Origin of the sequence: Devosia yakushimensis, assembly GCF_030159855.1 — a bacterium.
GTDB classification, from domain to species: Bacteria; Pseudomonadota; Alphaproteobacteria; order Rhizobiales; family Devosiaceae; genus Devosia; species Devosia yakushimensis.
In genome coordinates, this window is record NZ_BSNG01000004.1 from 228602 (window position 1) to 253408 (window position 24807).

General features: G+C 62.7%; 24 protein-coding genes. 16 read left to right on the forward strand and 8 right to left on the reverse strand.

Features of this window, described 5'->3' with window-relative positions:
• Positions 1–2: 2 nt before the first annotated feature.
• The 3 genes from QQL79_RS21690 to QQL79_RS21700 form a co-directional block, all read right to left on the reverse strand.
• The gene (locus QQL79_RS21690; protein ID WP_284394322.1) at positions 3–827 is read right to left on the reverse strand and encodes a sugar phosphate isomerase/epimerase family protein; all 825 of its coding nucleotides are present in this window, start codon (positions 825–827) and stop codon (positions 3–5) included.
• Positions 827–1996 carry a dihydrodipicolinate synthase family protein gene (locus QQL79_RS21695; protein WP_284394325.1) on the reverse strand — a complete coding sequence of 390 codons (1170 nt, stop codon included), beginning with the start codon at positions 1994–1996 and terminating at the stop codon, positions 827–829. The genes QQL79_RS21690 and QQL79_RS21695 overlap by 1 nt, the downstream gene beginning before the upstream one ends.
• Positions 1997–2144: 148 nt before the next feature.
• Complete coding sequence (locus QQL79_RS21700; protein ID WP_284394327.1) at positions 2145–3296, reverse strand: Gfo/Idh/MocA family protein; 1152 nt, start codon at positions 3294–3296, stop codon at positions 2145–2147.
• Positions 3297–3507: 211 nt separating this feature from the next.
• Here QQL79_RS21700 and QQL79_RS21705 point away from each other — a divergent pair, with 211 nt between their 5' ends.
• Complete coding sequence (locus QQL79_RS21705; protein WP_284394329.1) at positions 3508–4170, forward strand: TetR/AcrR family transcriptional regulator; 663 nt, start codon at positions 3508–3510, stop codon at positions 4168–4170.
• Between the two features lie 306 nt (positions 4171–4476).
• Here the strand turns inward: QQL79_RS21705 and QQL79_RS21710 are convergent, their stop codons facing one another.
• Positions 4477–5400, reverse strand: a complete 924-nt coding sequence (locus QQL79_RS21710; RefSeq protein WP_284394331.1) for a LysR family transcriptional regulator — start codon at positions 5398–5400, stop codon at positions 4477–4479.
• A 442-nt stretch (positions 5401–5842) separates the two neighbouring features.
• Between QQL79_RS21710 and QQL79_RS21715 the strand changes: the two genes are divergently transcribed.
• The 7 genes from QQL79_RS21715 (at position 5843) to QQL79_RS21745 (ending at position 13496) form a co-directional block, all read left to right on the forward strand.
• A complete protein-coding gene (locus QQL79_RS21715; RefSeq protein ID WP_284394332.1) occupies positions 5843–7135 on the forward strand; it encodes an ABC transporter substrate-binding protein in 1293 nt (430 codons plus the stop codon).
• A 62-nt stretch (positions 7136–7197) separates the two neighbouring features.
• Complete coding sequence (locus tag QQL79_RS21720; RefSeq protein ID WP_284394333.1) at positions 7198–8487, forward strand: ABC transporter substrate-binding protein; 1290 nt, start codon at positions 7198–7200, stop codon at positions 8485–8487.
• Between the two features lie 44 nt (positions 8488–8531).
• Positions 8532–9440 (forward strand): carbohydrate ABC transporter permease, encoded by a 909-nt coding sequence (locus QQL79_RS21725; RefSeq protein ID WP_284394512.1) that lies wholly within the window; start codon positions 8532–8534, stop codon positions 9438–9440.
• 106 nt (positions 9441–9546) lie between these two features.
• A complete protein-coding gene (locus QQL79_RS21730) occupies positions 9547–10320 on the forward strand; it encodes a carbohydrate ABC transporter permease (RefSeq protein ID WP_284394513.1) in 774 nt (257 codons plus the stop codon).
• A 4-nt stretch (positions 10321–10324) separates the two neighbouring features.
• Positions 10325–11344, forward strand: a complete 1020-nt coding sequence (locus QQL79_RS21735) for a Gfo/Idh/MocA family protein (RefSeq protein WP_284394335.1) — start codon at positions 10325–10327, stop codon at positions 11342–11344.
• On the forward strand, positions 11341–12426 hold the full coding sequence (locus tag QQL79_RS21740; protein ID WP_284394338.1) for a Gfo/Idh/MocA family protein: 1086 nt from the start codon (positions 11341–11343) through the stop codon (positions 12424–12426). The genes QQL79_RS21735 and QQL79_RS21740 overlap by 4 nt, the downstream gene beginning before the upstream one ends.
• 11 nt (positions 12427–12437) lie before the next feature.
• Positions 12438–13496 (forward strand): ABC transporter ATP-binding protein, encoded by a 1059-nt coding sequence (locus QQL79_RS21745; protein WP_284394340.1) that lies wholly within the window; start codon positions 12438–12440, stop codon positions 13494–13496.
• Positions 13497–13711: 215 nt separating this feature from the next.
• Here the strand turns inward: QQL79_RS21745 and QQL79_RS21750 are convergent, their stop codons facing one another.
• Positions 13712–14473 (reverse strand): TetR/AcrR family transcriptional regulator, encoded by a 762-nt coding sequence (locus QQL79_RS21750; protein WP_284394341.1) that lies wholly within the window; start codon positions 14471–14473, stop codon positions 13712–13714.
• Positions 14474–14652: 179 nt separating this feature from the next.
• Between QQL79_RS21750 and QQL79_RS21755 the strand changes: the two genes are divergently transcribed.
• From QQL79_RS21755 to QQL79_RS21785, 7 genes are all read left to right on the forward strand, one after another.
• Complete coding sequence (locus QQL79_RS21755) at positions 14653–15609, forward strand: ATP-binding cassette domain-containing protein (protein ID WP_284394344.1); 957 nt, start codon at positions 14653–14655, stop codon at positions 15607–15609.
• 167 nt (positions 15610–15776) lie between these two features.
• Positions 15777–16532 (forward strand): ABC transporter permease, encoded by a 756-nt coding sequence (locus QQL79_RS21760; protein WP_284394346.1) that lies wholly within the window; start codon positions 15777–15779, stop codon positions 16530–16532.
• A gap of 65 nt (positions 16533–16597) precedes the next feature.
• Positions 16598–16921: an ArsR/SmtB family transcription factor gene (locus tag QQL79_RS21765; RefSeq protein WP_284394348.1), complete on the forward strand. Its 324-nt coding sequence runs from the start codon at positions 16598–16600 to the stop codon at positions 16919–16921.
• Positions 16918–17334, forward strand: a complete 417-nt coding sequence (locus tag QQL79_RS21770; protein ID WP_284394350.1) for an SRPBCC family protein — start codon at positions 16918–16920, stop codon at positions 17332–17334. The genes QQL79_RS21765 and QQL79_RS21770 overlap by 4 nt, the downstream gene beginning before the upstream one ends.
• Positions 17335–17357: 23 nt before the next feature.
• A complete protein-coding gene (locus QQL79_RS21775) occupies positions 17358–17786 on the forward strand; it encodes an iron chaperone (RefSeq protein ID WP_284394352.1) in 429 nt (142 codons plus the stop codon).
• 260 nt (positions 17787–18046) lie between these two features.
• Positions 18047–20299 carry an ATP-binding cassette domain-containing protein gene (locus tag QQL79_RS21780; RefSeq protein ID WP_284394354.1) on the forward strand — a complete coding sequence of 751 codons (2253 nt, stop codon included), beginning with the start codon at positions 18047–18049 and terminating at the stop codon, positions 20297–20299.
• Between the two features lie 78 nt (positions 20300–20377).
• Positions 20378–21490, forward strand: a complete 1113-nt coding sequence (locus QQL79_RS21785) for an NAD(P)-binding domain-containing protein (protein ID WP_348523197.1) — start codon at positions 20378–20380, stop codon at positions 21488–21490.
• 3 nt (positions 21491–21493) lie between these two features.
• On the opposite strand, the gene QQL79_RS21790 is transcribed toward QQL79_RS21785, so the two are convergent.
• Positions 21494–21769, reverse strand: a complete 276-nt coding sequence (locus tag QQL79_RS21790; protein ID WP_284394356.1) for a hypothetical protein — start codon at positions 21767–21769, stop codon at positions 21494–21496.
• 117 nt (positions 21770–21886) lie between these two features.
• Entirely contained in the window at positions 21887–22834 is a 948-nt protein-coding gene (locus QQL79_RS21795) for an AraC family transcriptional regulator (RefSeq protein ID WP_284394358.1), read from the reverse strand.
• A 96-nt stretch (positions 22835–22930) separates the two neighbouring features.
• Here QQL79_RS21795 and QQL79_RS21800 point away from each other — a divergent pair, with 96 nt between their 5' ends.
• On the forward strand, positions 22931–23689 hold the full coding sequence (locus QQL79_RS21800) for an SDR family oxidoreductase (RefSeq protein WP_284394360.1): 759 nt from the start codon (positions 22931–22933) through the stop codon (positions 23687–23689).
• A gap of 131 nt (positions 23690–23820) precedes the next feature.
• On the opposite strand, the gene QQL79_RS21805 is transcribed toward QQL79_RS21800, so the two are convergent.
• On the reverse strand, positions 23821–24792 hold the full coding sequence (locus QQL79_RS21805) for an aldo/keto reductase (protein ID WP_284394362.1): 972 nt from the start codon (positions 24790–24792) through the stop codon (positions 23821–23823).
• Positions 24793–24807: the final 15 nt, after the last annotated feature.

Below are 24807 nucleotides of genomic sequence, written 5' to 3' on the forward strand. Positions count from 1 at the left end.
GGTCAGCAGACCGTCGCGACACGCTCCTTGATCACGGCGAGAACTTCGTCGCCGGGGCGTTTCCACCAATTGTCGGCGGAGAAGATTTCCACTTCCTGCGGCCCGAAAAACCCAGCATCTTCAATCATCTTGCGGATGGACGGCAGGTCGATGACGCCGTCGCCCATCATGCCGCGGTCGAGCAGCATGTCCTTGGTGGGCACCAGCCAGTCGCAGATGTGATGGGCGAAAATGCGGTTCATCCGCCCCGCCCGGGCGATGGCGCGGGCGAGATTGGGGTCCCACCAGACATGGTAGACGTCGATGGCAACGCCAACCGTCTCGCCCAGCGTTTCGCAGATGTCGAGCGCCTGATCGATCGTGTTCACGCAGGCGCGGTCGGCGGCATACATGGGGTGCAGCGGCTCGATGGCTATTCTGACGCCCGAGGCCTTGGCATGGGGCAGCATGGCGGCGATGCCATCGGTCACCATTTGCCGGGCACCCGGTAAGTCCTTGGAAGAACCGGGTAATCCGCCGACGACCAGCACGAGGCAATCGGCATTGAGGGCGGCGGCTTCGTCGATGGCGCGCAGATTGTCATCGATATTGGCCTGCCGTCCGGCGGCGGTTTCGGCCGGGAACATGCCGCCGCGGCAGACGCCGGTGACTTGCAATTTGTTGTCGCGAACGATGCGGGCGGCTTCATCCAGACCGATGGCCGCGATCTGGTCGCGCCAGGGTGAAATGGCGGTGATGCCCGCTTTCAGGCACCCGTCGACCGCGTCCTTGAAGCCCCAGACCTGTCGCGTGGTGGCCAGGTTCAACGAGATAGCACGCTGGGTCATTATGCTAACACACTGTTAACGTTGAGCACCGCATTCATGCGCTTTACGGCGAGATCGGGGTCACTGAGGACACGCGCCTTGTCGGCCAGCCGGAACAGCTCGCTCAGATGCTGGACGGAGCGGGTCGATTGCTGTCCGCCGATCATCTGGAAATGATCCTGCAGCCCATTGAGATAGGCGAGGAACACCACCCCGGTTTTGTAGAACCGGGTGGGGGCGGCAAAGATATGCCGGCTCAGCGGCACGGTGGGTTCGAGCAGGTCGAAGAACTCGTTGGTATTGCCCTTGCCCAATGCGGCCAGCCCCGCCGAGGCCGCCGGGGCGATGGCGTCGAAAATGCCGAGCAGGGCATGGGAATAGCCCTGATCATCGCCTGATATCAGTTCAGCATAGTTGAAATCGTCGCCGGTATACATCTTGACCGACGCGGGCAGGCGCCGGCGCATGTCGATTTCCTTTTCCGCCGAGAGCAGGGAAATCTTGATGCCGTCGACCTTGTCGGCATGGGCGGCGATCACGTCGAGGCACACATCCATGGCCTCTTCATGTGTGCCCTTGCCCCAATAGCCGGCCAGGGCCGGATCGAACATCTCGCCCAGCCAATGCATGATCACCGGTTGCTTGACCTGGCTCAGAATGCGGCCATAGACCTTGGCGTAATCGTCCGGCGACTTGGCGGCGGCGGCCAGTGCCCGGCTGGCCATCAGAATGATCCGTCCGCCTTCGCCTTCGACAAAGCCGATCTGTTCTTCATAGGCCTTGATGATGGTGTCGATGGTCACGTCCGGCCCCGGTGCCAGATGGTCGGTGCCCGCGCCATAGGCGATGAGGCTGTCATCGCGCGTGCGCGCTTCGGCCTGCGCCCGGCGGATCAGTTCCTGCGCCTCGGCCCAACCCAGCCCCATGCCGCGCTGGGCGGTATCCATGGCCTCGGCAACGCCCAGGCCCAGATCCCACAGGCGATGGCGGAATTTGAGCGTCGTGTCCCAGTCGATCGCCGGGGTCAGCCAGGGATCGTTATTGGCCAGGGGATCGGCCACCACATGGGCCGCCGCATAGGCAATGCGCGGAAAGTCTGTGGCCTTGTGGCGGATAAAGGGGATGGGTTCGCCGCTGAGAGTATAGGGCGTGATGGTCCGGTCGGGATTGGGCAGGTTGATGCTGGTCATATTTTCTCAAAGCCTCAACAAACGCGATGTCACCCCGGCGCAGGCCGGGGTCCATGCTGTGTGCCCCCCAACCCTGGATGCCGCTGCTGGTCTTCAGCATGGATTCCGGCCTGCGCCGGAATGACATCGGGGGCGGGAGGGCCGGTAACTAGAAATCCAGCTTCGGCACGTCGAGCCAGCGGCGTTCGGCCCAGCTCTTGAGGCCGAGTTCGGCCAGCTGCACGCCCTTGGCGCCCGCTTCGAGGCCATATTCCCATGGCGCGTCTTCGGCGACGTGGCGGAGGAACATTTCCCACTGCGCCTTGAACCCGTTCTGGGCCGGCCAATTGTCCGGCACTTCTTCCCAATCGGCAAAGAAATTCATGGTCTGTGGCTGATCGGGATTCCACACCGGCTTGGGCGTATTGACGCGATGCTGGCTCCAGCATTTGTGCAGCCCCGCCACGGCCGAACCATGGGTGCCATCGACATGGAAGGTGACCAGGTCATCGCGGCGGACGCGGGTGGTCCAGCTCGAATTGATCTGGGCGATCACCCCGCCTTCGAGTTCGAACGTGGCATAGGCCGCGTCATCGGTGTCGGCCTTGTAGCGGTTGCCCTTCTCGTCGACGCGGCTCGGAATGTGCGTGGCGCCGAGGCAGGAGACCGCCTTGACCTCGCCGAAGAGATTGTCGAGCACATAGCGCCAGTGGCACAGCATATCGAGGATGATGCCGCCGCCATCGGCCTTGCGGTAATTCCAGCTCGGGCGCTGGGCCGGCTGCCAATCGCCTTCGAAAACCCAATAGCCGAACTCGCCGCGTACCGAGAGGATGTCGCCGAAAAAGCCGCTATCGCGCAGCATTTTGAGCTTCATCAGCCCGGGCAGGAACAGCTTGTCCTGCACCACGCCATGCTTGAGGCCCGAAGCGCGGGCGGTCTTGGCGAGGTTGACGGCGATGTCGAGGGAATCCGAGGTCGGCTTTTCGCAATAGACATGCTTGCCGGCCGCCAGTGCCTTTTCGATGAGGCCAGCGCGCATCAGCGTCGTGCCGGCATCGAAGAAGACTGTGTCCTCGGGATTGGCCAAGGCCGCGTCGAGATCGGAACTCCAGCGGGCAATATTGTGCTTCTTGGCCAGCCGCTCGATCTTGTCGGCGTCGCGGCCCACAATGATCGGGTCGACCACCAGCCGGTCGCCATTGGAAAGGGCAATGCCGCCCTGGTCGCGAATGGCCAGAATCGAGCGCACCAGGTGCTGATTGTACCCCATGCGGCCGGTCACGCCATGCATGATCAGCCCAAGCCGTTGTTCCGCCATCCGAAAATCCTCCCGATCACGCCATGCGTGTAACTAACTAGTTACTTAGGTACACGCGGCGTCCCGTTGTCGTCAAGATGGCAAGATGCGATTGGCCCATGTCTGCCCGCCGCTGCCCGATTGGGGCCGGTCTTTACCGGCCGCGCCCGCGCTGTTATCTGATGGAGATACGGCAAGCCGGGTAACCGGTCCGTTCATCTGGCGAGGCTTTATGGATCAGCGGCTGACAGAGCCGGCGCCCGCCCCCAAGCGGGCGCGCAATTCGAGCAAGACCAAGGCCGATATTCTGGTCGCCGGTCGGGCTGAATTTGCCGAGCGCGGTTTCGAGGGCGCTCGGGTCGATGCCATTGCCGAACGCGCCGGCGCCAACAAGCGCCTGCTCTACCATTATTTCGGCAATAAGGAAGATCTCTACCGGGCGGTGCTGCTTGACGCCTATCAGGAGATCAGGCGCGGCGAGCGTGCGCTGAGCCTGGACCAATTCGGGCCGGTGGACGCCATGGACCGGCTGGTGCGCTTCACCTTCCGGCATTTCCTGGCCAATCCCTGGTTTCCGCGCCTCCTGGGCACGGAAAACATCGAAAATGCCCGCTTCCTCAAGACCCTGCCTGATATCCAGGCGCTCCATTCCCCGCTGGTCGGACAGATCACGACGATCGTTGATCGCGGCGCCGATTCGGGCATTTTCCGGCGCGATGTCGACCCCGTGCAGCTCTACATTTCCATTGCGGCGCTGGGCTTTTTCTACGTCTCCAACATGGCGACGCTCTCGGTGATCTTCTCGCGCGATCTCTCCGGCATCGACATGGTGCAGGAGCGCGAGGCCCAGGCGGTGCAGATGGTGCTGGACTATCTACGGACCAAGCCGGCCTGAGCGCAGGCGGGGTTTTGGGTTAAAGGGGATGTGGAAGCGCGAAGCAATCCCACCCACAATCGCTTCCCTCGGGCTTGACCCGAGGGCCACTCGCAACACGGCGCAAGCGGCAAATGGTCCTCGGGTCAAGCCCGAGGAAGGCGGCGGTGGTTGGGAGAGATGCAGCTTCGGTCCACAATGTCATTCCCGCGAAAGCGGGAACCCCTGTTTTCTTTTCCAGCATTCCGAAACGGAGGTCCCCGCTTTCGCGGGAATGACCCTGTGGGTGTTGGAATCTAACGCCCGACGGGCGATGAAGCGTTCCCCCTATTGCAAGGGCGGCAATACGGCCTTTGCGGCGCCTTCCAGCCAGGCGATCAGATTGGCCAGCCGCGGCTCGTCGGCCCGTTCATTGAGCGCATAAATGCCGATCGTGCTCTTCTGCTCCGGCTCGGTGACGTCAATTCGCTGGAGCCCGCGCAGGCCGAATTCCTGGTCCATCACCTCGGTATGCTTGATCACCGCATCGGTGCGGGCGACATAATCGAGGCACGCCGCCAGTGAATTGGAGGCAAAGGCATATTTGCCCTGATCAAAGGCTGCCCCGCCTGCCGTGGTGCGGCTCCAGGTCTCGAAGAACCGTTGATGGCGGGTTTCCGGCAGCGCGCTGGTGACGGCCGGATAGGCCTCGACCTCGGCAAGGCTGCGCGGCGCCAGCAGCAGCGGATGCCCCTCGCGGCAGAAATAGCTTTGGCCGACCCGGGTCAGCGGAATGAAGCGGGCGCCGGTGCTGCGGCTGAGGCCTTCGATCTCATGGGCGACGAAGAGTGAAATGTCCCCCGAGAGCAATTGGTCCATGCAGCGCAATTGATTGCCCAGGCTCACATGGATGCGGGCGCTGGGGAAGCTGGTGGAATAATCGACCACCATGTCGCGAATGAACATGGTCCACCACGAATAGCCGGTGCCGATGCTGAGCCCCTGCTCGGTGCGGCCGCGCTGATGTTCGAGCGCCTTCAGCGTATTGTCATATAGCCGGCGCATCAGCCTGGCGTTCTGATACAGCGTTTCGCCATAGCTGGTGAGCTCGATCCCGCGCGAGGATCGCGTCAGCAGCGGCACGCCCATGGTTTCCTCGAGCTTGCGCATGTTGAAGGTCAGCGTCGGCTGGGTAACGAACAGCGCCGTGGCCGCGCCACTGATCGTGCCGGCCTCGGCGACGGCCAGAAACTGGTTGAGCAGCTTATCCATCGCGTGTCCCATAGAAATTTTCTATAATAGCGACGATATTTCGTATTTTTCTTTGGGTCCAGTCTGGTCCAAACTTTCATCCATAAATGCATTTCGTCGAATAACGGCGGGGCAAATGGGGGTGAGGACCGATCGGTAGCGCTCCCAAAAGAATAAGGGAGGCAAGGGGTTACTTGAGATCTTATGGCCCGGATTGCGTGGCGTTTGGACCCCTGTCCATCTTCCATACAAGTCGATTGCGCCGCCTCAAATCTCTATGCTATGTCGTAACCGACCGGTTGGCTCCTCACACGGAGAGTTCCGCAAAAAGTGCTTTGGCCCGCTCTTGACTTCGGGGTTAGACTGCGGGGCTATGTAACCGGTTAGTGATTTAGGCGACGGGGAGGTCGCCGCACCCGTTCTGCGTTTCGGAACGACCAAGAGTTTTCAAGGGAGGAACCTGATGACTATTTCTATCGACCGCCGCAAATTTCTGATGGGCAGTTCCGCGCTGATTGCGGCTGGCGCCGCCGGCGTAATGCCGGCCTGGGCCCAGGCGAGCAATCTGCGCCTCACCTTCTGGGGTGGCCAGGCCCGCGCCGACCGCACCTATGGCGTGACCGATCTCTATGAGGCTGCCAATCCCGGCACCACCATCGAGGGCGAATTCCTGGCCTGGAACGATTACTGGCCCAAGCTGGCCACCCAGACCGCCGGCGGCAATGCCCCCGACATCATCCAGATGGATTATCGCTATATCGTCGAATACGCCAAGCGCAACGCCATTGCCCCGCTCGACGAATTTGTCGGCGGCGTCCTCAAGCTGGACAATTTCGATCAGGACCAGCTCGATGGCGGCAAGGTCGATGGCAAGCTCTATGGCATTTCGCTGGGCGCCAATTCGGTAGCGACCCTGGTCAATACCGCCGCCTTCGAGGAAGCCGGTATCGAGGCCCCGACCAATGCCTGGACCTATGACGACCTGATGACCATTGGCGAGGCCTTCAAGAGCGCCAATGTCCGCGGCGGCATGAAGGCGATCTCGGATGCTTCCTATACCGAGCCCATGCTCGACAACTGGCTGCGCCAGCGCGGCAAGGCGCTCTATACCGCCGAAGGCAAGCTCGGGTTCGACGAAGCCGATGCCATCGAATGGTACACGCTCTGGTCCAAGCTGCGCGAGGCTGGTGTCTGCGTCACCGCCGAAGAACAGGCCGTCGATACCGGCGCGGTTGAGACCACCATGCTGGTGGCGGGCAAGGCGGCCATGATGCCGTCCAACTCCAACCAGCTGGTGGGCTACCAGGCCATCATGAAGGACAAGCTGGGCATGATCGGCTATCCGCGCATCGCCGCTGGCGTTGGCGGCGGTCACTACCGCAAGCCCTCCATGTTCTTCTCGGTCGGGGGCAGCTCGGCCAATAAGGAAGCCGCTTCCGCCTTCCTCAGCTTCTTCATCAATGATCCAGAAGCGGCCAAGCTCCTGGGTGTTGAACGCGGCATTCCCTGCATCGCCGCCACCCGCGACGTGGTGGCTCCGACGCTGGACGAACAGAGCCAGATCGCGCTCAATTTCGTGTCCAATCTGGGCGACCTGCTCGGGCCGCTCCCGCCATCCCCGCCCGCTTCGGCCGGCGAAATCGACGCATCCTTGATCCGCACCCTGGGCCAGGAAGTCGGCTTCGGCGCCAAGACGCCCGAACAGGCCGGCCCCGAACTGATCAGCGGTGCCAACGAAATCCTCAGCCGGGCCTGATCCCTGGTTCCGCCGCGCGCCCTGTTGGCGCGCGGCTTTTTTATAAGCCTATGGAGTATCTCATGGCATTGGTCGCCAACAGACGGCAGTTTCTCATGGCCGGTTCGGCTCTCGCGGCGGCAACCGGTCTGGGCGCCTTGCCCGCCTTTGCCCAGGATACGCGGCTCCGGCTGATCTTCTGGGGCAGCCAGGCCCGCGCCGACCGCACCTATGGGGTCTCCGATCTCTATACCGGCGAGCATCCGGGCCTCGCCATCGAAGGCGAATTCCTGGGCTGGGCCGATTACTGGCCCAAGCTGGCCACCCAGACCGCGGGCGGCAATGCGCCCGACATCATGCAGATGGATTACCGCTATATCGGGGAATATGCCCGCCGCGGCACGCTGGCCCCGCTCGACCAATATGTGGGCGCCGCGCTCGATACGAGTTCCTTCGACCAGGACCAGCTGCACAATGGCACCATTGACGGCAAGCTCATGGGCATCAGCCTGGGCGTTGCCGCCGGTGCTGCCGTCTATAACAGCAAGGCGCTGGCCGATGCCGGGATCGAGCTCGACCCCATGGGCTGGACCTATGAGGATCTGAAGGCCAAAGGCGCCGCTTTCGCCCAAAGCACCGGTGGCGCCGTGGCTCTGGCCCCCGATGGCAGCGGCGTCGAGCTGCTGTTCGAAAACTGGCTGCGCCAGCAGGGCAAGGCCCTCTATACCGCCGAAGGCCAGCCTGCTTTCACCGCCGAGGACGTCACGGCCTGGTTCGCCCTCTGGGCCGACCTACGCGATGCCGGCGCCATTGTCAGCCCCGACGAGCAGGCCATCGATACCGGCAAGCTCGAAACCTCGCCCCTGGTGCGCGGCAAGGCAGCGATGAATTTCACCACCTCCAACCAGCTTGTTGCCTATCAGACCCTGGTACCGGACGCCCTCGGCATTGCCGCCTATCCGGCGACCAAGCCCGGCTCGACCGGCGGCCATTATCGCAATTCCTCGCAATATTTCGCCATCTCGGCCGGCTCCGCCGCGCCCGAACAGGCCGTGGAATTCATCAATTTCTTCGTCAATTCGCCCGCGGCGGCCGCCCTTCTGGGCGTCGAGCGTGGCGTGCCGGCCTCCTCGGCCATGCGCGCCGCCATTACTCCGGACCTTGACGAGCGCAGCCAGCAGGCGGTGCGCTATATCGACGATCTGGGCGCCATTGCCGGTCCCGTGCCGCCCACCCCGCCCGCCGCGGCCGGCGAGATCGAAGTGGCGCTCAAGACCAAGAGCCAGGAAGTGGCCTTCGGCGCCCAGTCGCCGCAAGATGCCGGTCCCGCCTTTTTCGACGAAGTCGTCGCCACTCTCGGCCGGGCAGCCTGATCATGGCGGAGCACACAGCAATATCAGCCAAAGCCGCCCCGCCCATGAGCCAGGCGCGGCAATCGATCTGGTCGCGCATCTGGCAGAACGATGCGCCCGGATATCTTTTCCTCCTGCCCTGGTTCATCGGCTTTTTCGGCCTGACCATCGGGCCGATGATCACGTCCTTCTATCTCAGCTTCACCAATTTCGACCTGTTGCAGGCGCCCACTTGGGTAGGCGCCAACAATTACGTGCGCATGTTCACCGCCGATCCGAAATTCTCGGCCTCCATGCGGGTGACGCTGTTCTTCGTGGTCTTCTCGGTGCCGCTCAAGCTCGCTTTCGCGCTAGCCGTGGCCATGCTGCTCAATCGCGGCATCAAGGGCCTGCCCATGTACCGGGCGCTGTTCTATCTGCCGAGCCTGCTCGGCGCTTCGGTCGCCATCGCCATTCTCTGGCGGCAGATTTTCGCCGGCGACGGCCTGGTCAACAAGTTCCTCGCCATGTTCGGCATTATCGGCCCGAGCTGGATTTCCAATCCCAATTATTCGCTATGGACGCTGATCATCCTCTCGATCTGGCAATTCGGCTCGCCCATGATCATTTTCCTGGCCGGCCTGCGTCAGATTCCGCAGGACATGTATGAGGCGGCAAGCCTGGACGGCGCCAGCAAATGGCGGCAATTCGTCAAGATCACGCTGCCGCTTTTGACCCCGGTGGTCTTCTTCAACGCCATCATCCAGACCATCGAGGCGTTCAAGAGCTTCACCCCCGCCTTCATCATCTCTGGCGGCACCGGCAATCCGATCAATTCGACGCTGTTCTATACGCTCTACCTCTACCAGGAGGCCTTCGGCTTCTTCCGCATGGGCTATGCCTCCGCGCTGGCCTGGGTATTGCTGGCACTGGTCGGCCTGTTCACGGCCTTCTCCTTCCTCACCTCCAAATACTGGGTGCACTATGACGATTAATGCCCCCGCCAAATTGACCGTGGTCACCGAGGGCGCGCCCTCCCCGCTGCGCCGCCGCACCACCTCGATCATCATCCATGTCCTGCTGATCGGCGCATCCATCCTGATGCTCTATCCGCTGCTCTGGCTCCTGGCGGCTTCGTTCCGGCCGGAAAACGAGATCTTCACCTCGGCCAGCATCTGGCCGTCGTCCTGGAGTCTCGATGCCTATTTCCGTGGCTGGAACGGGTTGCGTACCGGTTTTGGCACCTTCTATCTCAACAGCTTCATCATTTCGGGTCTGTCGGTCATTGGCAATGTGCTGGCCTGTTCCATGGCCGCCTTCGCCTTTGCCCGGCTGAACTTCAAATATAAGAACTTCTGGTTCGCCATGATGCTGATGACCCTGATGCTGCCCTATCAGGTGACGCTCATCCCCCAATATGTGCTGTTCCGCCAGCTGGGTTGGGTCAACACCTTCCTGCCGCTGGTCGTGCCCAAATTCCTCGCCGCCGACGGCTTCTTCATCTTCCTCATGGTGCAGTTCTTCCGTGGTCTGCCCAAGGAACTGGACGAGGCCGCGCAAATGGATGGCTGCTCGCCCTGGCGCATCTATTGGCGCATCATCATCCCGCTCTCCATGCCGGTGCTGGCGACTGCCGCCATCTTCACCTTCATCTGGACCTGGGACGATTTCTTTGGGCCCCTGATCTATCTGGGCGAAATGCGCCAATATACGGTGATGCTGGGTCTGCGCACCTTCACCGACTCGACCGGGGAAAGCGACTACGGGGGGCTGTTCGCCATGTCGGCGCTATCCCTCGTGCCGATTTTCCTGTTCTTCCTCTTCTTCCAGCGACTGCTCATCGAGGGCATCGCCACGACCGGTATGAAACGCTAGATCCATGACTGACATCAAATTTGCCGCCATCGGCATCAATCACGCCCATATCTACGGCCAGGTGGAATGCCTCAAGCGCGCCGGCGCCCAGTTCGTGGCCTTCCATGCGGTCGAGGACGATCTGGCGGCCACCTTCTCGGAAAAGTTCCCCGAGGCGCGGCGCGTTGCCGACCCCAAGGAAATCCTCGAAGACGCTTCGATCGCCGTGATCACGACCGCGGCGATCCCGGCCGACCGGGCCGCCATCTCCATTGCCGCCATGCAGCATGGCAAGGATGTGCTGTCCGACAAGCCGGGCATGACCACCTTCGCCCAGCTTGAGGAAATCAAGCGCGTGCAGAAGCAGACCGGCCGCATTTTCGGCGTGCTCTATTCGGAGCATTTCGAGGTCAAGGCCACGGTCGAAGCGGGCAATCTGGTCGCCCAGGGCGCTATCGGCAAGGTGATCAACACGGTGGGCCTCGGCCCCCATTCCCTGCGGCTGAACAATCGTCCCGACTGGTTCTTCACCCGCAATCGCTATGGCGGCATCCTCACCGACATTGCCAGCCACCAGTTCGAGCAATTCCTGTTCTTCTCGGACGCCATGGATGCCGAAGTGGTCTCGGCCAGCGTCGCCAATCGCGGCCATCCTGAAAAGCCGGGCCTGCAGGATGTGGGCGATGTGCATCTCAAGGCCGATGGCACTTCGGGCTATATCCGCGTCGATTGGTTCACCCCCGAGGGCCTGCCCACCTGGGGCGACGGGCGCCTCACCATTCTGGGCACTGAAGGCTATATCGAGCTCAGGAAATATATCGACATTGCCGGCCGCCCCGGCACCGATCACCTGTTCATCGTCAACAAGGATGGCCCCCGCCATATCGATTGCTCGACCACCGATCTTCCTTTCGGCCGGCAATTCCTCGACGATGTGCGCAACCGCACGGAAACTGCCATGCCGCAGGAGCGGTGCTTCAACGCCATGAAGCTGGCGCTGACCGCCCAGCAATTGGCCGAACGCGGTACGGAGTGGGCACAATGAGCCGGATTTTCAATGTCGCCATTGTCGGCGTCGGCATCGGCCGCAGCCACCTGGTCGAGGGCTATGTGCCCAATGCCGACAAGTACAAGGTGCTCGCGCTCTGCGATCTCAATGTCGAGCGCATGACCCCGATTGCCGATGAATTCGGCGTCGAGCGCCGCATCACCAATTTCGACGACATCCTGGCCATGGACGATATCGACGTGGTCGATATCTGCACCCCGCCCGGCCTGCACTATCCCATGGTCATGGCGGCGCTGAAGGCCGGCAAGCATGTGATCTGCGAAAAGCCGCTGGTCGGCTCGCTCAAACAGGTCGATGAAGTCATTGCCCAGGAAAAGATCTCCAAGGGCAAGCTGATGCCGGTGTTCCAATACCGGTTCGGCGATGGCATCGAGCAGGCCAAGGCCATTATCGATGCCGGCATTGCCGGCAAGCCCTTTGTCGGCACGGTGGAAACCATGTGGCGCCGCGGCCCCGATTATTATGCCGTGCCCTGGCGCGGCAAATGGGCGACCGAGCTGGGCGGGGTTCTCATGACCCACGCCATCCACCAGCACGATCTCTTCACCTATCTCATGGGCGACGTGAAGCGCCTGTTCGGCCGCGTCGCTACTCGCGTCAACGCCATTGAAGTGGAAGACTGCGTCACTGCTAGTCTCGAACTCTCCAATGGCGCCCTGGGCAGCTTCACCGCCACTTTGGGCGCGGCCGAGGAAATCACCCGGCTGTTCCTCACCTTCGAGAACGTCACCTTCGAAAGCGATTACGAGGCTTATAATCCCGGCGCCAAGCCGTGGAAAATCCAGCCGCGCAATCCCGAGACGGCGGCCAAGATCGATGCCCTGCTCAAGGATTGGAAACATGTGCCCTCGCGTTTCGAAACGCAGATGGCCCGCTTCCATGCCGCCCTATTGGGTGAAGCGCCCATGCCGGTAACCTCGGTGGACTCACGCCGGGCACTTGAGCTCGTCACCGCCTTCTACCATTCCTCGACCACCCACGAAGATGTGGCCCTGCCCATCGCGTCCGACCATCCGCGTTATCAGAGCTGGGTTCCGCCCCAGTTCCGCGCTGCCTGAGGAGACAAGCCATGTCGACAAATATCGAGCTGCGCAAACTCGTCAAAGCCTATGGCGATATCGAAGTGATCCACGGCGTGGATCTGACCATCGATCCCGGCGATTTCACCGTCTTTGTCGGTCCGTCCGGCTGCGGCAAATCCACCCTGCTGCGCATGATTGCCGGCCTTGAGCCGATCACGGGGGGTGACCTGCTGATCGACGGGCACCGCATGAACGAAGTGCCCGCTGCCAAGCGCGGCATTGCCATGGTGTTCCAGTCCTATGCGCTTTACCCGCATATGAATGTCTACCAGAACCTGGCTTTTGGCCTGGAAACCGCCAAGACCCCCAAGGCCGAAATCAAGGAACGCGTGCAGCGCGCCGCCGAGATCCTGCAGATCGTGCCCCTGCTGCAGCGCAAGCCCAAGCAGCTTTCGGGCGGCCAGCGCCAGCGCGTCGCCATCGGCCGCGCCATTGTGCGCGAGCCCAAGATTTTCCTGTTCGACGAGCCGCTGTCCAATCTCGACGCCGAACTGCGCGTGCAGATGCGTGTCGAGATCGCCAAGCTCCACAATGATCTGGGAAACACCATGATCTATGTGACCCATGATCAGGTCGAGGCCATGACCATGGCCGACAAGATCGTGGTGCTGCGCAATGGCGTCATCGAGCAGGCCGGCGCCCCGCTCGAGCTCTATAACAATCCGAAAAACCTGTTCGTGGCCGGCTTTATCGGCTCGCCCAAGATGAACTTCCTGGCGGCCGCGGCCGATGGCAGCGGCCTCAAGGTGGCAGGCAATAGCGTTGCCCTGCCGGGCAAGACGGCCGGAGCCACCACCCTGGGCATCCGCCCCGAACACATCACCCTGTCCGAGGGTTCCGGGATCAAGCTGGCCGAGGTCAGCGTCGACCTGGTGGAAAATCTCGGCGGCCAGACTGTGGTCTACGCCACGACCGCGGACAAGCAGTCCATCACCATCGTCCTCGAAGGCCAGCGCCAGGTGGAACTGGGCTCCACCGTCACCGTCCATGCCGACCCCGCCCGCATCCATCTGTTCGATGCAACGGGCAATGTGATCCTGGGGTAGGGGGGCTTCCTCGGGAAGAGCATTCGTTCCTGACGGTTTTTCCTGAGGCGGTTGCATTTCGGGGCAGGAACATTTGGTTCTACCCTCCCTCCCCCTTGAGGGGAGGGCCGGGGAGGGGGTGGTTTGGTGGGCCGCTCAACGACCCCCACCCTCAATCCCTCCCCTCAAGGGGGAGGGAGGCCGATCAGGGCTCTCAAGCTCATGAGGTTCTCCTCCTACCGTTTCTTGTCGATCATCAGCGCCAGCCCATCCAGGATGCGCTCGAGCCCGAAATCGAAGGCCATGTCCGGGTCGCCCAGGCCATAGGTCTCTCCCACCACCGGGCCGATGCGGTTGGCCACCGGATAGGGCGAGAAATCCAGCGTTTCGAGATAGGGCGCGATGGCATACCACCATTCGTCATCGCTCTGGCCGGTCAGCTCCTTGACCATCTTGGCCCGCGCCACGTCGCGCGCCGCGCCATGCACATAATTGGCGATCAGTGTCACCGACAGGTCCATTTCGATTTCGCTCAGGCCCAGCCCGTCAAAGGCGCTGAGGAAAATTTCGTAGGACCGCAAGGTGTGCGGCCCCAGCACCGGACGATGGGTTGATATCTGCAGGACCCAGGGATGGGTGATGTAGAAATCGCGAAAGGCGCGGGCGACGAAGGCCACATTGGCCCGCCAGTGTTCCGCCTTGAAAACGGGCGCATCGCCGGCCCGCAACCCCGCCGCCGCATCCAGCATCAGGTCGAGCAGCACGGCCTTGTCGGGCACATGGGTATAAAAGGACATGGCCGAAATCCCCACCGCCTCGGCCACCCGCCTTGTGGAGACGGCCTCGATCCCCTCGGCATCGGCAATGGCAATGGCCGCCATCACCAGATCGTTGAGACCCACTTTGGCCTTGGGGCCGCGCTTGGGGCTGTCGGCCGTGCCCCACATCAATTGCAGGGTCTTGATCGGATCGCCCCTGCCGGCAATGTCCTCGGCCATCGGGCCTCCAGATTAAAACTCTTTACACCGTACAAAATTCTGCTAAACCTTGTGCGGCGTACGATGTTTGTAGGGCGTGCGCGCAAAAAAGTCGAGCATTCTGTCGAAATCGCCCCTGCTGACGCGTCATGTCAGCAGGGCCGGATCAGTGTGCCTGCGCGATTAGAGAGGGACGTTCCATGATCCATGCCAGAGACCTCACCCGCACCTTCAAGACCAAGGGCGGAACAGTCGAGGCCGTGCGCGGCCTCAATCTCGATGTCGCCGAGGGGGAGATGGTGGCTTTTCTCGGCCCCAATGGCGCGGGCAAATCCACGTCCCTGCGCATGCTGACTACGCTCCTGCCGCCCAGCTCGGGCAGCGCGCGGGTCGGCGGGTTCGATGTGGTATCCGATCCCGCCGGCGTGCGGCGGCGCATCGGCTATGTGGGGCAGGGCACCGGCTCGGGCCCCTATCACCGCGTCCGCGACGAGCTGGTGACGCAAGGCCGCGCCCAGAAGATGAGCCCATCGGACGCCCGCAAGCGTGCCGACGAACTGCTCGGCATGCTCGAACTCGAGGGGCTGGCCGACCGCGATTGTGCTTCGCTCTCGGGCGGCCAGAAGCGGCGGCTCGATGTGGCGCTGGGGCTGATGCATACCCCGCCCATCCTCTTTCTCGACGAGCCCTCGACCGGGCTCGATCCCCACAGCCGGGCCAATCTGTGGGATCACATCACCCGCATCCGCAAGGCCAGCGGCATGACCATTTTCCTTACCACCCATTATCTCGACGAGGCCGATACCATGGCCGAGCGGGTCATGGTGATGGACAATGGCATGATGATCGCCGACGACACGCCCGCCCGGCTCAAGGCGGATCTGGCGGGCGACACCATCCATGTCAGCGTGCTCTGCGCCGACCAGGCCGCCAGCGCCGCCGAGCTGGCCCGCAACCTCCCCGATGCCCGTGAAACCCTGCTGGATGGCCGCGATATTTCGGTCACCCTCCGGGATGGCGAAGCCGTACTCCCCGAATTCGTCCGCCGCCTGCACCAGGCCGGCATCGAAGCCATCAGCGCCCGCGTCGTGCGGCCCACGCTCGATGACGTGTTCCTGGGGCTGACAGGACGCTCGCTGCGAGAGGCGGCGGGGTGAGGTTCTACACCTCTCCCTTTGGGGGAGAGGTCGACCCGTCTTCGGGTCGGGTGAGGGGGCCTTTCTTTCACCGCGCCCGGTAAAGGCCCCCTCACCCGCCGGCTTCGCCGCCGACCTCTCCCCCCAGGGAGAGGTGAAACGCGGCTCCCAATCAACGAGGTTCCCTTATGACCTTCCTCACCGATACCGCCATCTCCTTCCGCCGCGAGATCGGCCCGACCCTGCGCAGCTGGTACTACATCATCTTCGGACTGGTGCAGCCGCTGCTCTATCTGGCCCTCTTCGTGCCCCTGCTGGGAAATATCCCGGGGCCCGATGGCGCCAGCCCCCTGCAATGGTTCGTGCCCGGCATGGTGGTCATGCTGGTGCTGTTCACTACCGTTTCCTGCGGCTGGTCGCTGACCGAGGAGTTGATGAGCGGCAGTTTCGAGCGCTTCCTCGCCACCCCGATGAGCCGGCCGGCCATCATGGTGGGGCGCGCGCTCAAGGAATTGGCGCCCCTGCTGGTGCAGGCGCTGATCCTCATCGTCGTCGCCGCGCCCTTCGGTTTGCAGCTCCATCCCCTCTCCATGCTGGCAGGCCTGGTGCTGCTCCTGCTGTTCGGCGTCGGGGTGGCTTCGCTCTCCTATGCGCTGGCCATAGCCAGCAAGCATGATGGCTCGCTCTTCTATATGGTCAGCCATTCGGTGGCCCTGCCCATGATGCTGCTGGGCGGGGTGCTGCTGCCCATGACCAATGCGCCCGCCTGGCTCTACATCGCCAGCCGCTTCAATCCCCTGACCTATCTGGTCGAGGCCGAACGCGCGCTGTTCTCCGGCGAGATATCAACGCTTCCCGTGCTCTATGGCGCGCTGGTCGCCCTCCTGGTTGGCGCCATCGGCCTGGCCATCGGCGTCAGCCAGATTCGCAAGGCATCGCTCTAGTCCTTGACTCACTCATACCTCGCTGGCTATATATCAATCCATAGCCAGCGAGGTATGAGTCTACGATGTCGACGCCGCAGGACATGCTCTTCAAGACTTTGGCCGATCCCACGCGGCGCGCCATTTTCGAGCAGCTGTGCCGGGAAGGCGAAAAGAGCGTCGGGGTGCTGACGGCCCGGGCCGGAGTGTCCCAGCCAGTGGTCTCGCGGCATCTGGCGGTGCTGAAACAGGCCGGATTGGTTGGGGATCGCCATGCCGGCCGCCAGACCTATTATAGCGCCCTGCCGGGCGCGCTATCGCCCCTCACCGACTGGACCCAAGAAATGGCGGGCTATTGGGAGGGGCGGTTCGACGCGCTCGAAAACCTGCTGGGGAGGATGGATCAATGAGTGCTGAAATCCGCACCGTCACGGTCGAGCGGGAGCTTGCCGCCGCGCCCGAGAAAATCTGGCGGGCGCTGACCCAGCCGCATTTGCTTGAGGAATGGCTGATGAAAAGCGATTTCGCGCCTGTCAAAGGGCAGAAATTCACCTTCTCGAACCAGCCCCGGCCCGATGTGAGCGTGGTCATCGATTGCCAGGTGCTGGCCATCGAGCCGCACCGTACCCTGTCCTATAGCTGGGCCGCCTTTGGCCTCGAAAGCACCGTGACCTTCACCCTGGAGCCGACGGCGAAAGGCACCATGCTGCGCATGGAGCAGGCCGGTTTCAGGCCGGATCAGGACCTGGCCTATAAAGGCGCCAGGGCATCGTGGAAACAATTCCTGGCACGGCTGGACCAGCTCGTCGCCACGATCGATTGACACCCATAAAGAGGAGACCAATCATGGCCGGCACGAGCAAATCCAAGAAAGTCTTTTCCGAGGCCGAACTCGAGGCGATGCAGGACGCCAAGGTCGAACGCAAGAAGGGCAAGAAAGCCGATGGCGAAGCCGACCTGCTGGCCAAGGTGGCCGAGATGAGCCAAAGCGACCGCGCCATTGCCGAACGCCTGCACGCTCTGGTCAAGGAAAACGCCCCCGATCTCTCCCCCAAGACCTGGTATGGCATGCCCGCCTGGGCCGATGCGGCCGGCAAGGTGGTCTGCTTCTTCACCGCCGCCGGCAAGTTCGATTCCCGCTATGCCAGCTTCGGCTTCAACGACGTGGCCAAGCTTGATGACGGTACCGTCTGGCCGACGGCCTTTGCCGTGACCAGGCTGACCCAGGCCGATGAGAAGATGATTGCGGGGTTGCTGCGGCAGGCGGTGGGCTGAAGGCTTGGGATGGCGCTGGGCTATCCGCAACGCCTCCCTCCCCCTTGAGGGGAGGGCCGGGGAGGGGGTCGTTGGGGCATTTGCGCAGAGACCGCACGACCCCCACCCTCAATCCCTCCCCTCAAGGGGGAGGGAGGCGATAGAACGATAGATCTACGCCAGACCATAAATCCGCCGCCGCCGTCGAAATCCACTCTGCTGACTCGTCATGCCACCAGAGCGGCGCATGGATTGCCGCCAATGCCAATGAGGACCCCGCTTTGACCCCACCTGATTACGGCTCGATCATCATTCGCGGCGCCCGCGAGAATAATCTCAAATCCGTCTCGCTCGACATTCCCAAGCGCCAGATCACGGTCTTCACCGGCGTCTCGGGCTCGGGCAAATCGTCCTTGGTGGTCGGCACGATAGCGGCCGAAAGCCAGCGGCTGATCAACGAGACCTATCCCAGCTTCGTGCAGCAATTCATGCCGCGCTATGGCCAGCCCGATGCCGACCAGCTCGAAAACATCTCGGCCGCCATCATTGTCGACCAGCAGCGGCTGGGCGGCAATTCGCGCTCGACCGTCGCCACGGTGACCGATGCCGCGCAGATGCTGCGCGTGCTGTTCTCGCGCCTGGCCGAACCGCGCCTGGGCCCGCCTTCGCTCTATTCCTACAATGACCCGCGCGGCATGTGCCCCGATTGCGAGGGTATCGGCCAGGTCGCCGCCATGGACATGGCGGCCGTTGTCGACGAGAGCAAATCGCTCAAGGGCGGCGCGCTGCTACCCAAGGATTTCGCCGTCGACACCTGGTATTGGGAAATCTACGCCAATTCGGGTCTCTTCGACCTCGACAAGCCGATCGGCAAATATTCCGAGGAGGAACGGCATAACCTCTTCCACCTCGATGACGGCCGCAAGATCAAGGTCGGCAAGATCGGGCTGACCTATGAAGGGGTGGTCGCCAAGCTCAAAAAGGGTTTGGGCTCCAAGGACCCCGAGAGCCTGCAGCCCCATGTGCTGCGCGAATATGAGAAGATCTTTACCCGCGCCACCTGCCCGGCCTGCCACGGCACCCGCCTCAATCAGCAGGCACTGGGCAGCACGGTCAAGGGCCGCAATATTGCCGAGCTCTCGGCCATGCAGGTCAGCGAACTGGCCACGCTGATCCGGGCCATCGAGGCGCCGCAAGTGGGCCCCATGCTCCAGGCGCTGGCGCTGCGGCTCGAAAATCTCGTCACCATCGGGCTGGGCTATCTGAGCCTGGATCGGGAAAGCTCGACCCTCTCGGGTGGGGAAAGCCAGCGCGTCAAGATGGTGCGCCATCTCGGCTCCTCCCTTACCGACATCACCTATGTGTTCGACGAACCCTCGGTGGGGCTACATCCCCATGATGTGGGCCGGCTCGCCGGGCTGATGCAGCAGCTGCGCGACAAGGGCAATACCGTGCTCATCGTCGAGCACAAGCCCGACATGATCGCCATTGCCGACCATGTGGTGGATATGGGTCCCTTTGCCGGCAGCAAGGGCGGCGAGGTGGTCTATGAGGGCGATTTTGCCGGGCTGCTGACCTCCGGCACGCTGACCGGCAACCACATCAAAAAGCACCAGCCCATCAAGGACAAGGTGCGTGGGGGCGCGGGCCAGCTCAAAATCGCCAATGCCCGGCTCAATAACCTGCAGGATGTATCTATTGCCATTCCGCAAGGCGTGCTGACCGCCGTTACCGGCGTTGCCGGCTCGGGCAAGTCATCCCTGATCCAGGGCTGCCTGCCGCTCGCCTATCCCGATACCATCATCATCGACCAGAACCTGGCCCGCGGCTCGCGCCGCTCCAACACGGCCACCTATACCGGCATTCTCGATAGCGTGCGCAAGGCCTTCGCCAAGGCCAATGGGGTCGATGCGGCCCTGTTCTCTGCCAATTCCAAGGGCGCCTGCCCCGATTGCAACGGGCTGGGCGTGATCTATACCGACCTCGCCCATCTCGACCCCATGGTCACCACCTGCGAAACCTGCGAAGGCAAGCGCTTCCTGCCCGAAGTGCTCGAGCATCACCTGCGCGGCAAATCGATCAGCGATGTTTATCTCATGAGCATCAGCGAGGCGGTCGACTTCTTCACCGAACCGGCCGTGGCCAAAATCCTCAAGGGGCTCGACGATGTGGGCTTGGGCTATCTGACCCTGGGCCAGCCGCTCTCGACCCTGTCCGGCGGGGAACGCCAGCGCCTCAAGCTCGCCGCCGAACTGGGCAAGAAGGGCAATATCTACGTGCTCGACGAGCCCACGACGGGCCTGCATATGAACGATGTCGATACCTTGATCGGCCTCTTCGACCGGCTCGTCGATGCCGGCTCGACCGTGATCGTCATCGAGCACAATCTCGACGTCATCTCCCGCGCCGATTGGGTCATCGACCTGGGCCCCGGCGCCGGGCACGATGGCGGCAGGATACAATTCGAGGGCGTTCCGGCCGATCTGGTCAAGGCCGGCCATTCATTGACGGGGCAGCATCTGGCTTCGCGCTAGACGTGGTGGGGGAAAGCTGCCCATCCTTGCCGCCACCGCCCCAGGCCCCTAAATATGGCTCTCCCCGGGAGCCCCGCCTTGTCCGATCCATTCCCTTCCATGCGCGTGGCGCTCAAAACCCGCATCGTCGTCATCGGCGCGGGGCAGGCGGGCCTCTCCTCGGCCTATCACCTCAAGCAACTCGGCCTTGTGCCGGGCCGCGATTTCATCGTGCTCGACAAGGCCCCGGCGCCCGGTGGCGCCTGGCAATATCGCTGGCCCTCGCTGACCCTCACCACGGTCAATCGCGTCCATGACCTGCCGGGCCTGTCCTTTGCCGATTTCGCCGGCGCCGATCAGTCCGTGCAGGCCTCTATCGCCGTGCCCCGCTATTTCGCCGCCTATGAGGAGCGCTTCGGCCTTGATGTGCTGCGCCCCGCCAGCGTCAGCGTGGTCTGCGATCGCGGTTCGAGACTGCGCGTCGAAAGCGACCGGGGTCTGTTTTCCGCCGAGGGGCTGATCAATGCCACTGGCACCTGGGAAAAGCCCTTCATCCCCGACTATCCCGGCGCCGACAGTTTCACCGGCCGCCAGCTCCATACCAGGGACTACAAGACCGCGGCCGAATTTGCCGGCCAGCATGTGCTGGTAGTGGGCGGCGGCATTTCGGCCATCCAGCTGCTCGACGAAATTTCCCAGGTCACCCGGACCAGCTGGGTCACCCGCACGCCGCCGCGCTTCCGCGAGGGGCCCTTCGACCAGGACGCAGGCCGCGCCGCCGTGGCCATTGTCGAAGACCGCGTGCGCGCTGGGCTTCCGCCCGGCTCGGTGGTTTCGGTCACCGGCCTGCCGGTAACGCCCGCCATCGAAGCGGCCCGGGCCCGTGGCGCACTGAACCGGCAGCCAATGTTCGAGGCCATCACGCCCAATGGCGTGCGCTGGGCCGATGGCAGCAGTCTCGATGTCGATGTGATTTTGTGGTGCACCGGCTTCCGCAGCGCCCTCGACCATCTGGCGCCGCTGCAATTGCGCGAGCCCTCGGGCGGCATCGTCATGAGCGGGCGCCTTGCCACGCAAGTCGAGCGCGACAAGCGCATTCATCTCGTCGGCTATGGCCCCTCGGCCTCCACCATCGGCGCCAATCGCGCCGGCAGCGCCGCGGCCCGCGAATTGCTGGCCCATCTCGACGCCATGACGCAATCGCCCGCCTAGGCTTTAGCGCCGCTGCGGCCGGTTGGGCGGCTCGATCAGATCGTCCTCGACCTCGGTTTGCGGCCGGTCATCGCCGCGCGCCAGCTCTTCGTGCCAGCGGCCCTGCTCGTCCTGATAGCCGATGGCCTGGGTCTGCCCGGCCGCCTGTTGCCGGTCGGCTGCCGCTATGGCCGCGTCCAGCGCCGCCCGATGCGTCCGGAATGTCTCGGAAAACACATCCCCCACCTTATAGGCAAAGCCGCCATCGTGTTCGACGACCTCATATCGCACATGCACCATTTTCACCCGTCTCCCTTCCTGCCGGCAGGAAAACTATCCGCCGCCATTTCGGTTGCGGAGAAAATGCAGCGGCCGTTGAGATATTCGGGCAAAGCCGGTGGATATCCCACCGGCAATTCAGGCGATCGCGCCTTCAAATTCCTCAGCTGCGCTACCCGACAACGAGGCGGCCGCCTCGCGCGCATAACGCACCGGTGACAGGCCAACGTCGCGCGTAAAGGCCACGCTGAAAGCGCTGGCCGAGCGGTATCCAACCTGCCGGGCAATTTCGCTCACTGTTGCCTTTTCCCTGCGCAGAAGATTCTTGGCCAAGGCCAGCCGCCACGCCGTCAGGTATTCCATCGGCGCCATGCCCACCGCGTTGTGAAACCGATCATGAAAGCCTGATCGCGAGAGGGCCGCCTCGCGGGCCAGTTCGGCGACCGTCCACCCGCGGTCGGGCCTGGCATGCATCCCCCTGATAGCCATGGCCAGCCTGTCGTCGGAAAGGCCGCGCAGCAATCCCGGTGCGTCGCCGAGTTCGACCGACGAGCGGAGGGCTTCTATGAGCAGCACCTCCAGCAGGTGCTGGAGGACAACCTCTCGTCCCGGCTTGCTCCCCACCGCCTCTTCGCCCAGCAATTGCATCAGCATGGCCAGACGGTGCTCACCCCGCACCACCACGACTTCGGGCAGCAGCGACGACAGTAGGATCGCGTCGTCAGACTGAAAAACGCAGTAGCCGACGAGAGCCCGCATATCGACCGGTCCGTCGATGCTGCCCACCCTATACCCGCCTCCAGGCAGGATGACGGGATTGATGACCTCGTCCCTCTCCGTGCTTGGCACCTCACTCCACATCATGAAGTCCTGGGCGGAAGGGATCAGGATGAAGTCTCCGGCATTGACCACGACCTCATCGCTCTGCTTGTCGCCGAAGCGCAGGCTCCCCTTGAGTACCGCGACGTAATAGGGATTGGGCGATTGCGTCCGCCGGACCCGCCATGGTCCCGACCCCGTCACGCATTTGGAAAATGGCGCGCCCGGTTGAAGCAAACCCACGATCTGGGCGAGAGGATCAGCCATTTGGACTCATTCGAATAAACTCTGGACATTGAAACATAGAACGTCCGATCACTCGTGACCATCTCCTGCTCGGCCAATCAAGAACAGGATCATGCCATGACCGAGAATTCACGCATTGCCCTTGTCACCGGCGCCAATCAGGGCATCGGGCTTCAGATCGCAAAGGACCTCGTTGCCAACGGGCTCACCGTACTTCTCGCCTCGCGCAATCGCGAGCGCGGCGAGGCGGCCGCTCAGACCATTGAGGGTGATATCCATCCTATCCAGCTCGACGTCACCGACCCGGTTTCCATCCAGACCGCGGCCGCGCAGGTCGAACAGCAATTCGGCCGTCTCGACATCCTCATCAACAATGCCGCCATTTCCCGGGCCAACGGGCAGGACGTGGAAACCATGCGGGACTATATCGAGCGCTCGCGAGCAACCCTCATCTCGGTGGATGAAGTCCGCACCATCTGGGAGACTAACGTGTTCGGCGTCCTGTCCGTAACGCAGGCCTTTGTGCCGCTACTGCGCAAGTCAGCTGCAGCCCGCATCGTCAATGTATCGAGCGGCTTGGGCTCGCTGACCTTTAACTCCACGCCAAATCCCTATCGCGGCACCTTCAACCCCGGCTACGGTGCTTCGAAAACGGCTTTGAACGCGATTACCCTGGCCTTCGCCATCGATCTTGAGGCCGAAGGCATTAAGGTCAACGCCGTGACGCCGGGCTTCACCAGCACTGCACTCAACAATTTCGAAGGCACCGAAACCGTCGAACAAGGCGCCGCCGAAGCGGTACGCGTCGCACTCCTCGGCAGCGACAGTCCGACCGGGACCTTTACCGGTTCGGTCAACGAACCTTATCCCTGGTAATTGGGCACGGGTTCGCCGGCACACAGTCGGCGAACCTCGTTCCTCCTGGTTGTCAGGCCGACCACCAAGCGTCCCTTTCGGCGTAGCATTGGCATTGGGCGGCGGCCATGATGACCGCCACCCAGGCGTCTCTAGATCCAATTCGGGACCATGTCGCCGGCGTAGCGAGCACCGAAAGCACCATCGGGGAGGATGCCCCGGATACGCGCAAGATCGTCCGCCGAGAGCTTAATCTCGGCAGCGGCGGTGTTTTCCTCCAGGCGCTCGATACGCCGGGTGCCGGGGATCGGCACGATGTCATCGCCCTGCGCCAGCAGCCAGGCCAGCGCCAGTTGCGAGACAGTGATGTCCTTTTCCCTTGCCAGCTCCCCCAGCTGACCAACGGCGTCGAGGTTCTTTTCGAAATTGCCCGGCTGCCAGCGCGGATCGAAGCGGCGCATGTCGCTGTCTTCATATTCGGACGATGGCTTGACCGCACCGGTGAGGAAGCCGCGTCCCAGCGGGGAGTAGGCGACAAAGCCGATGCCCAGTTCGCGCGTGGTCGGCAGCACGGTTTCGACATCGCGCTCGAAGACGGAATATTCCGTCTGAAGTACCGTCACCGGCTGCACGGCATGGGCTTTACGAATGGTCTGTGGCCCCGCCTCGCTGAGGCCAAAATACTTGACCTTGCCTTCGGCGATCAGGTCCCTGACCGTGCCAGCGACGTCTTCGATCGGCACATTGGGGTCGACGCGGTGCTGGTAGAGTATGTCGATCTGCTCGACACCGAGATAACGCAGGCTGTTCTCGGTCACGTCGCGAATGTGGTCGGGCCGGCTGTTGACGCCGTAATTGCCGTTTTCGTGGGTGAAGCCGAACTTGGTGGCGATGACGATATCGTCGCGAAAGCCCTTCACCGCCTCGCCGATAAACTTCTCGTTCTCGCCCCAGCCATAGAGCTCAGCGGTATCGAAAAAGGTCACGCCCAGATCATAGGCACGCTTGATGAGATCGAGGCCGGCCTGAGCGTCAGCGGCGCCATAAGCCAGATGAAACCCCATGGCCCCGTAGCCGATGGCCGATACATCCGGTCCATTCCTGCCGAGTTTGCGCTTGTGCATCGCAATATCCTTTCG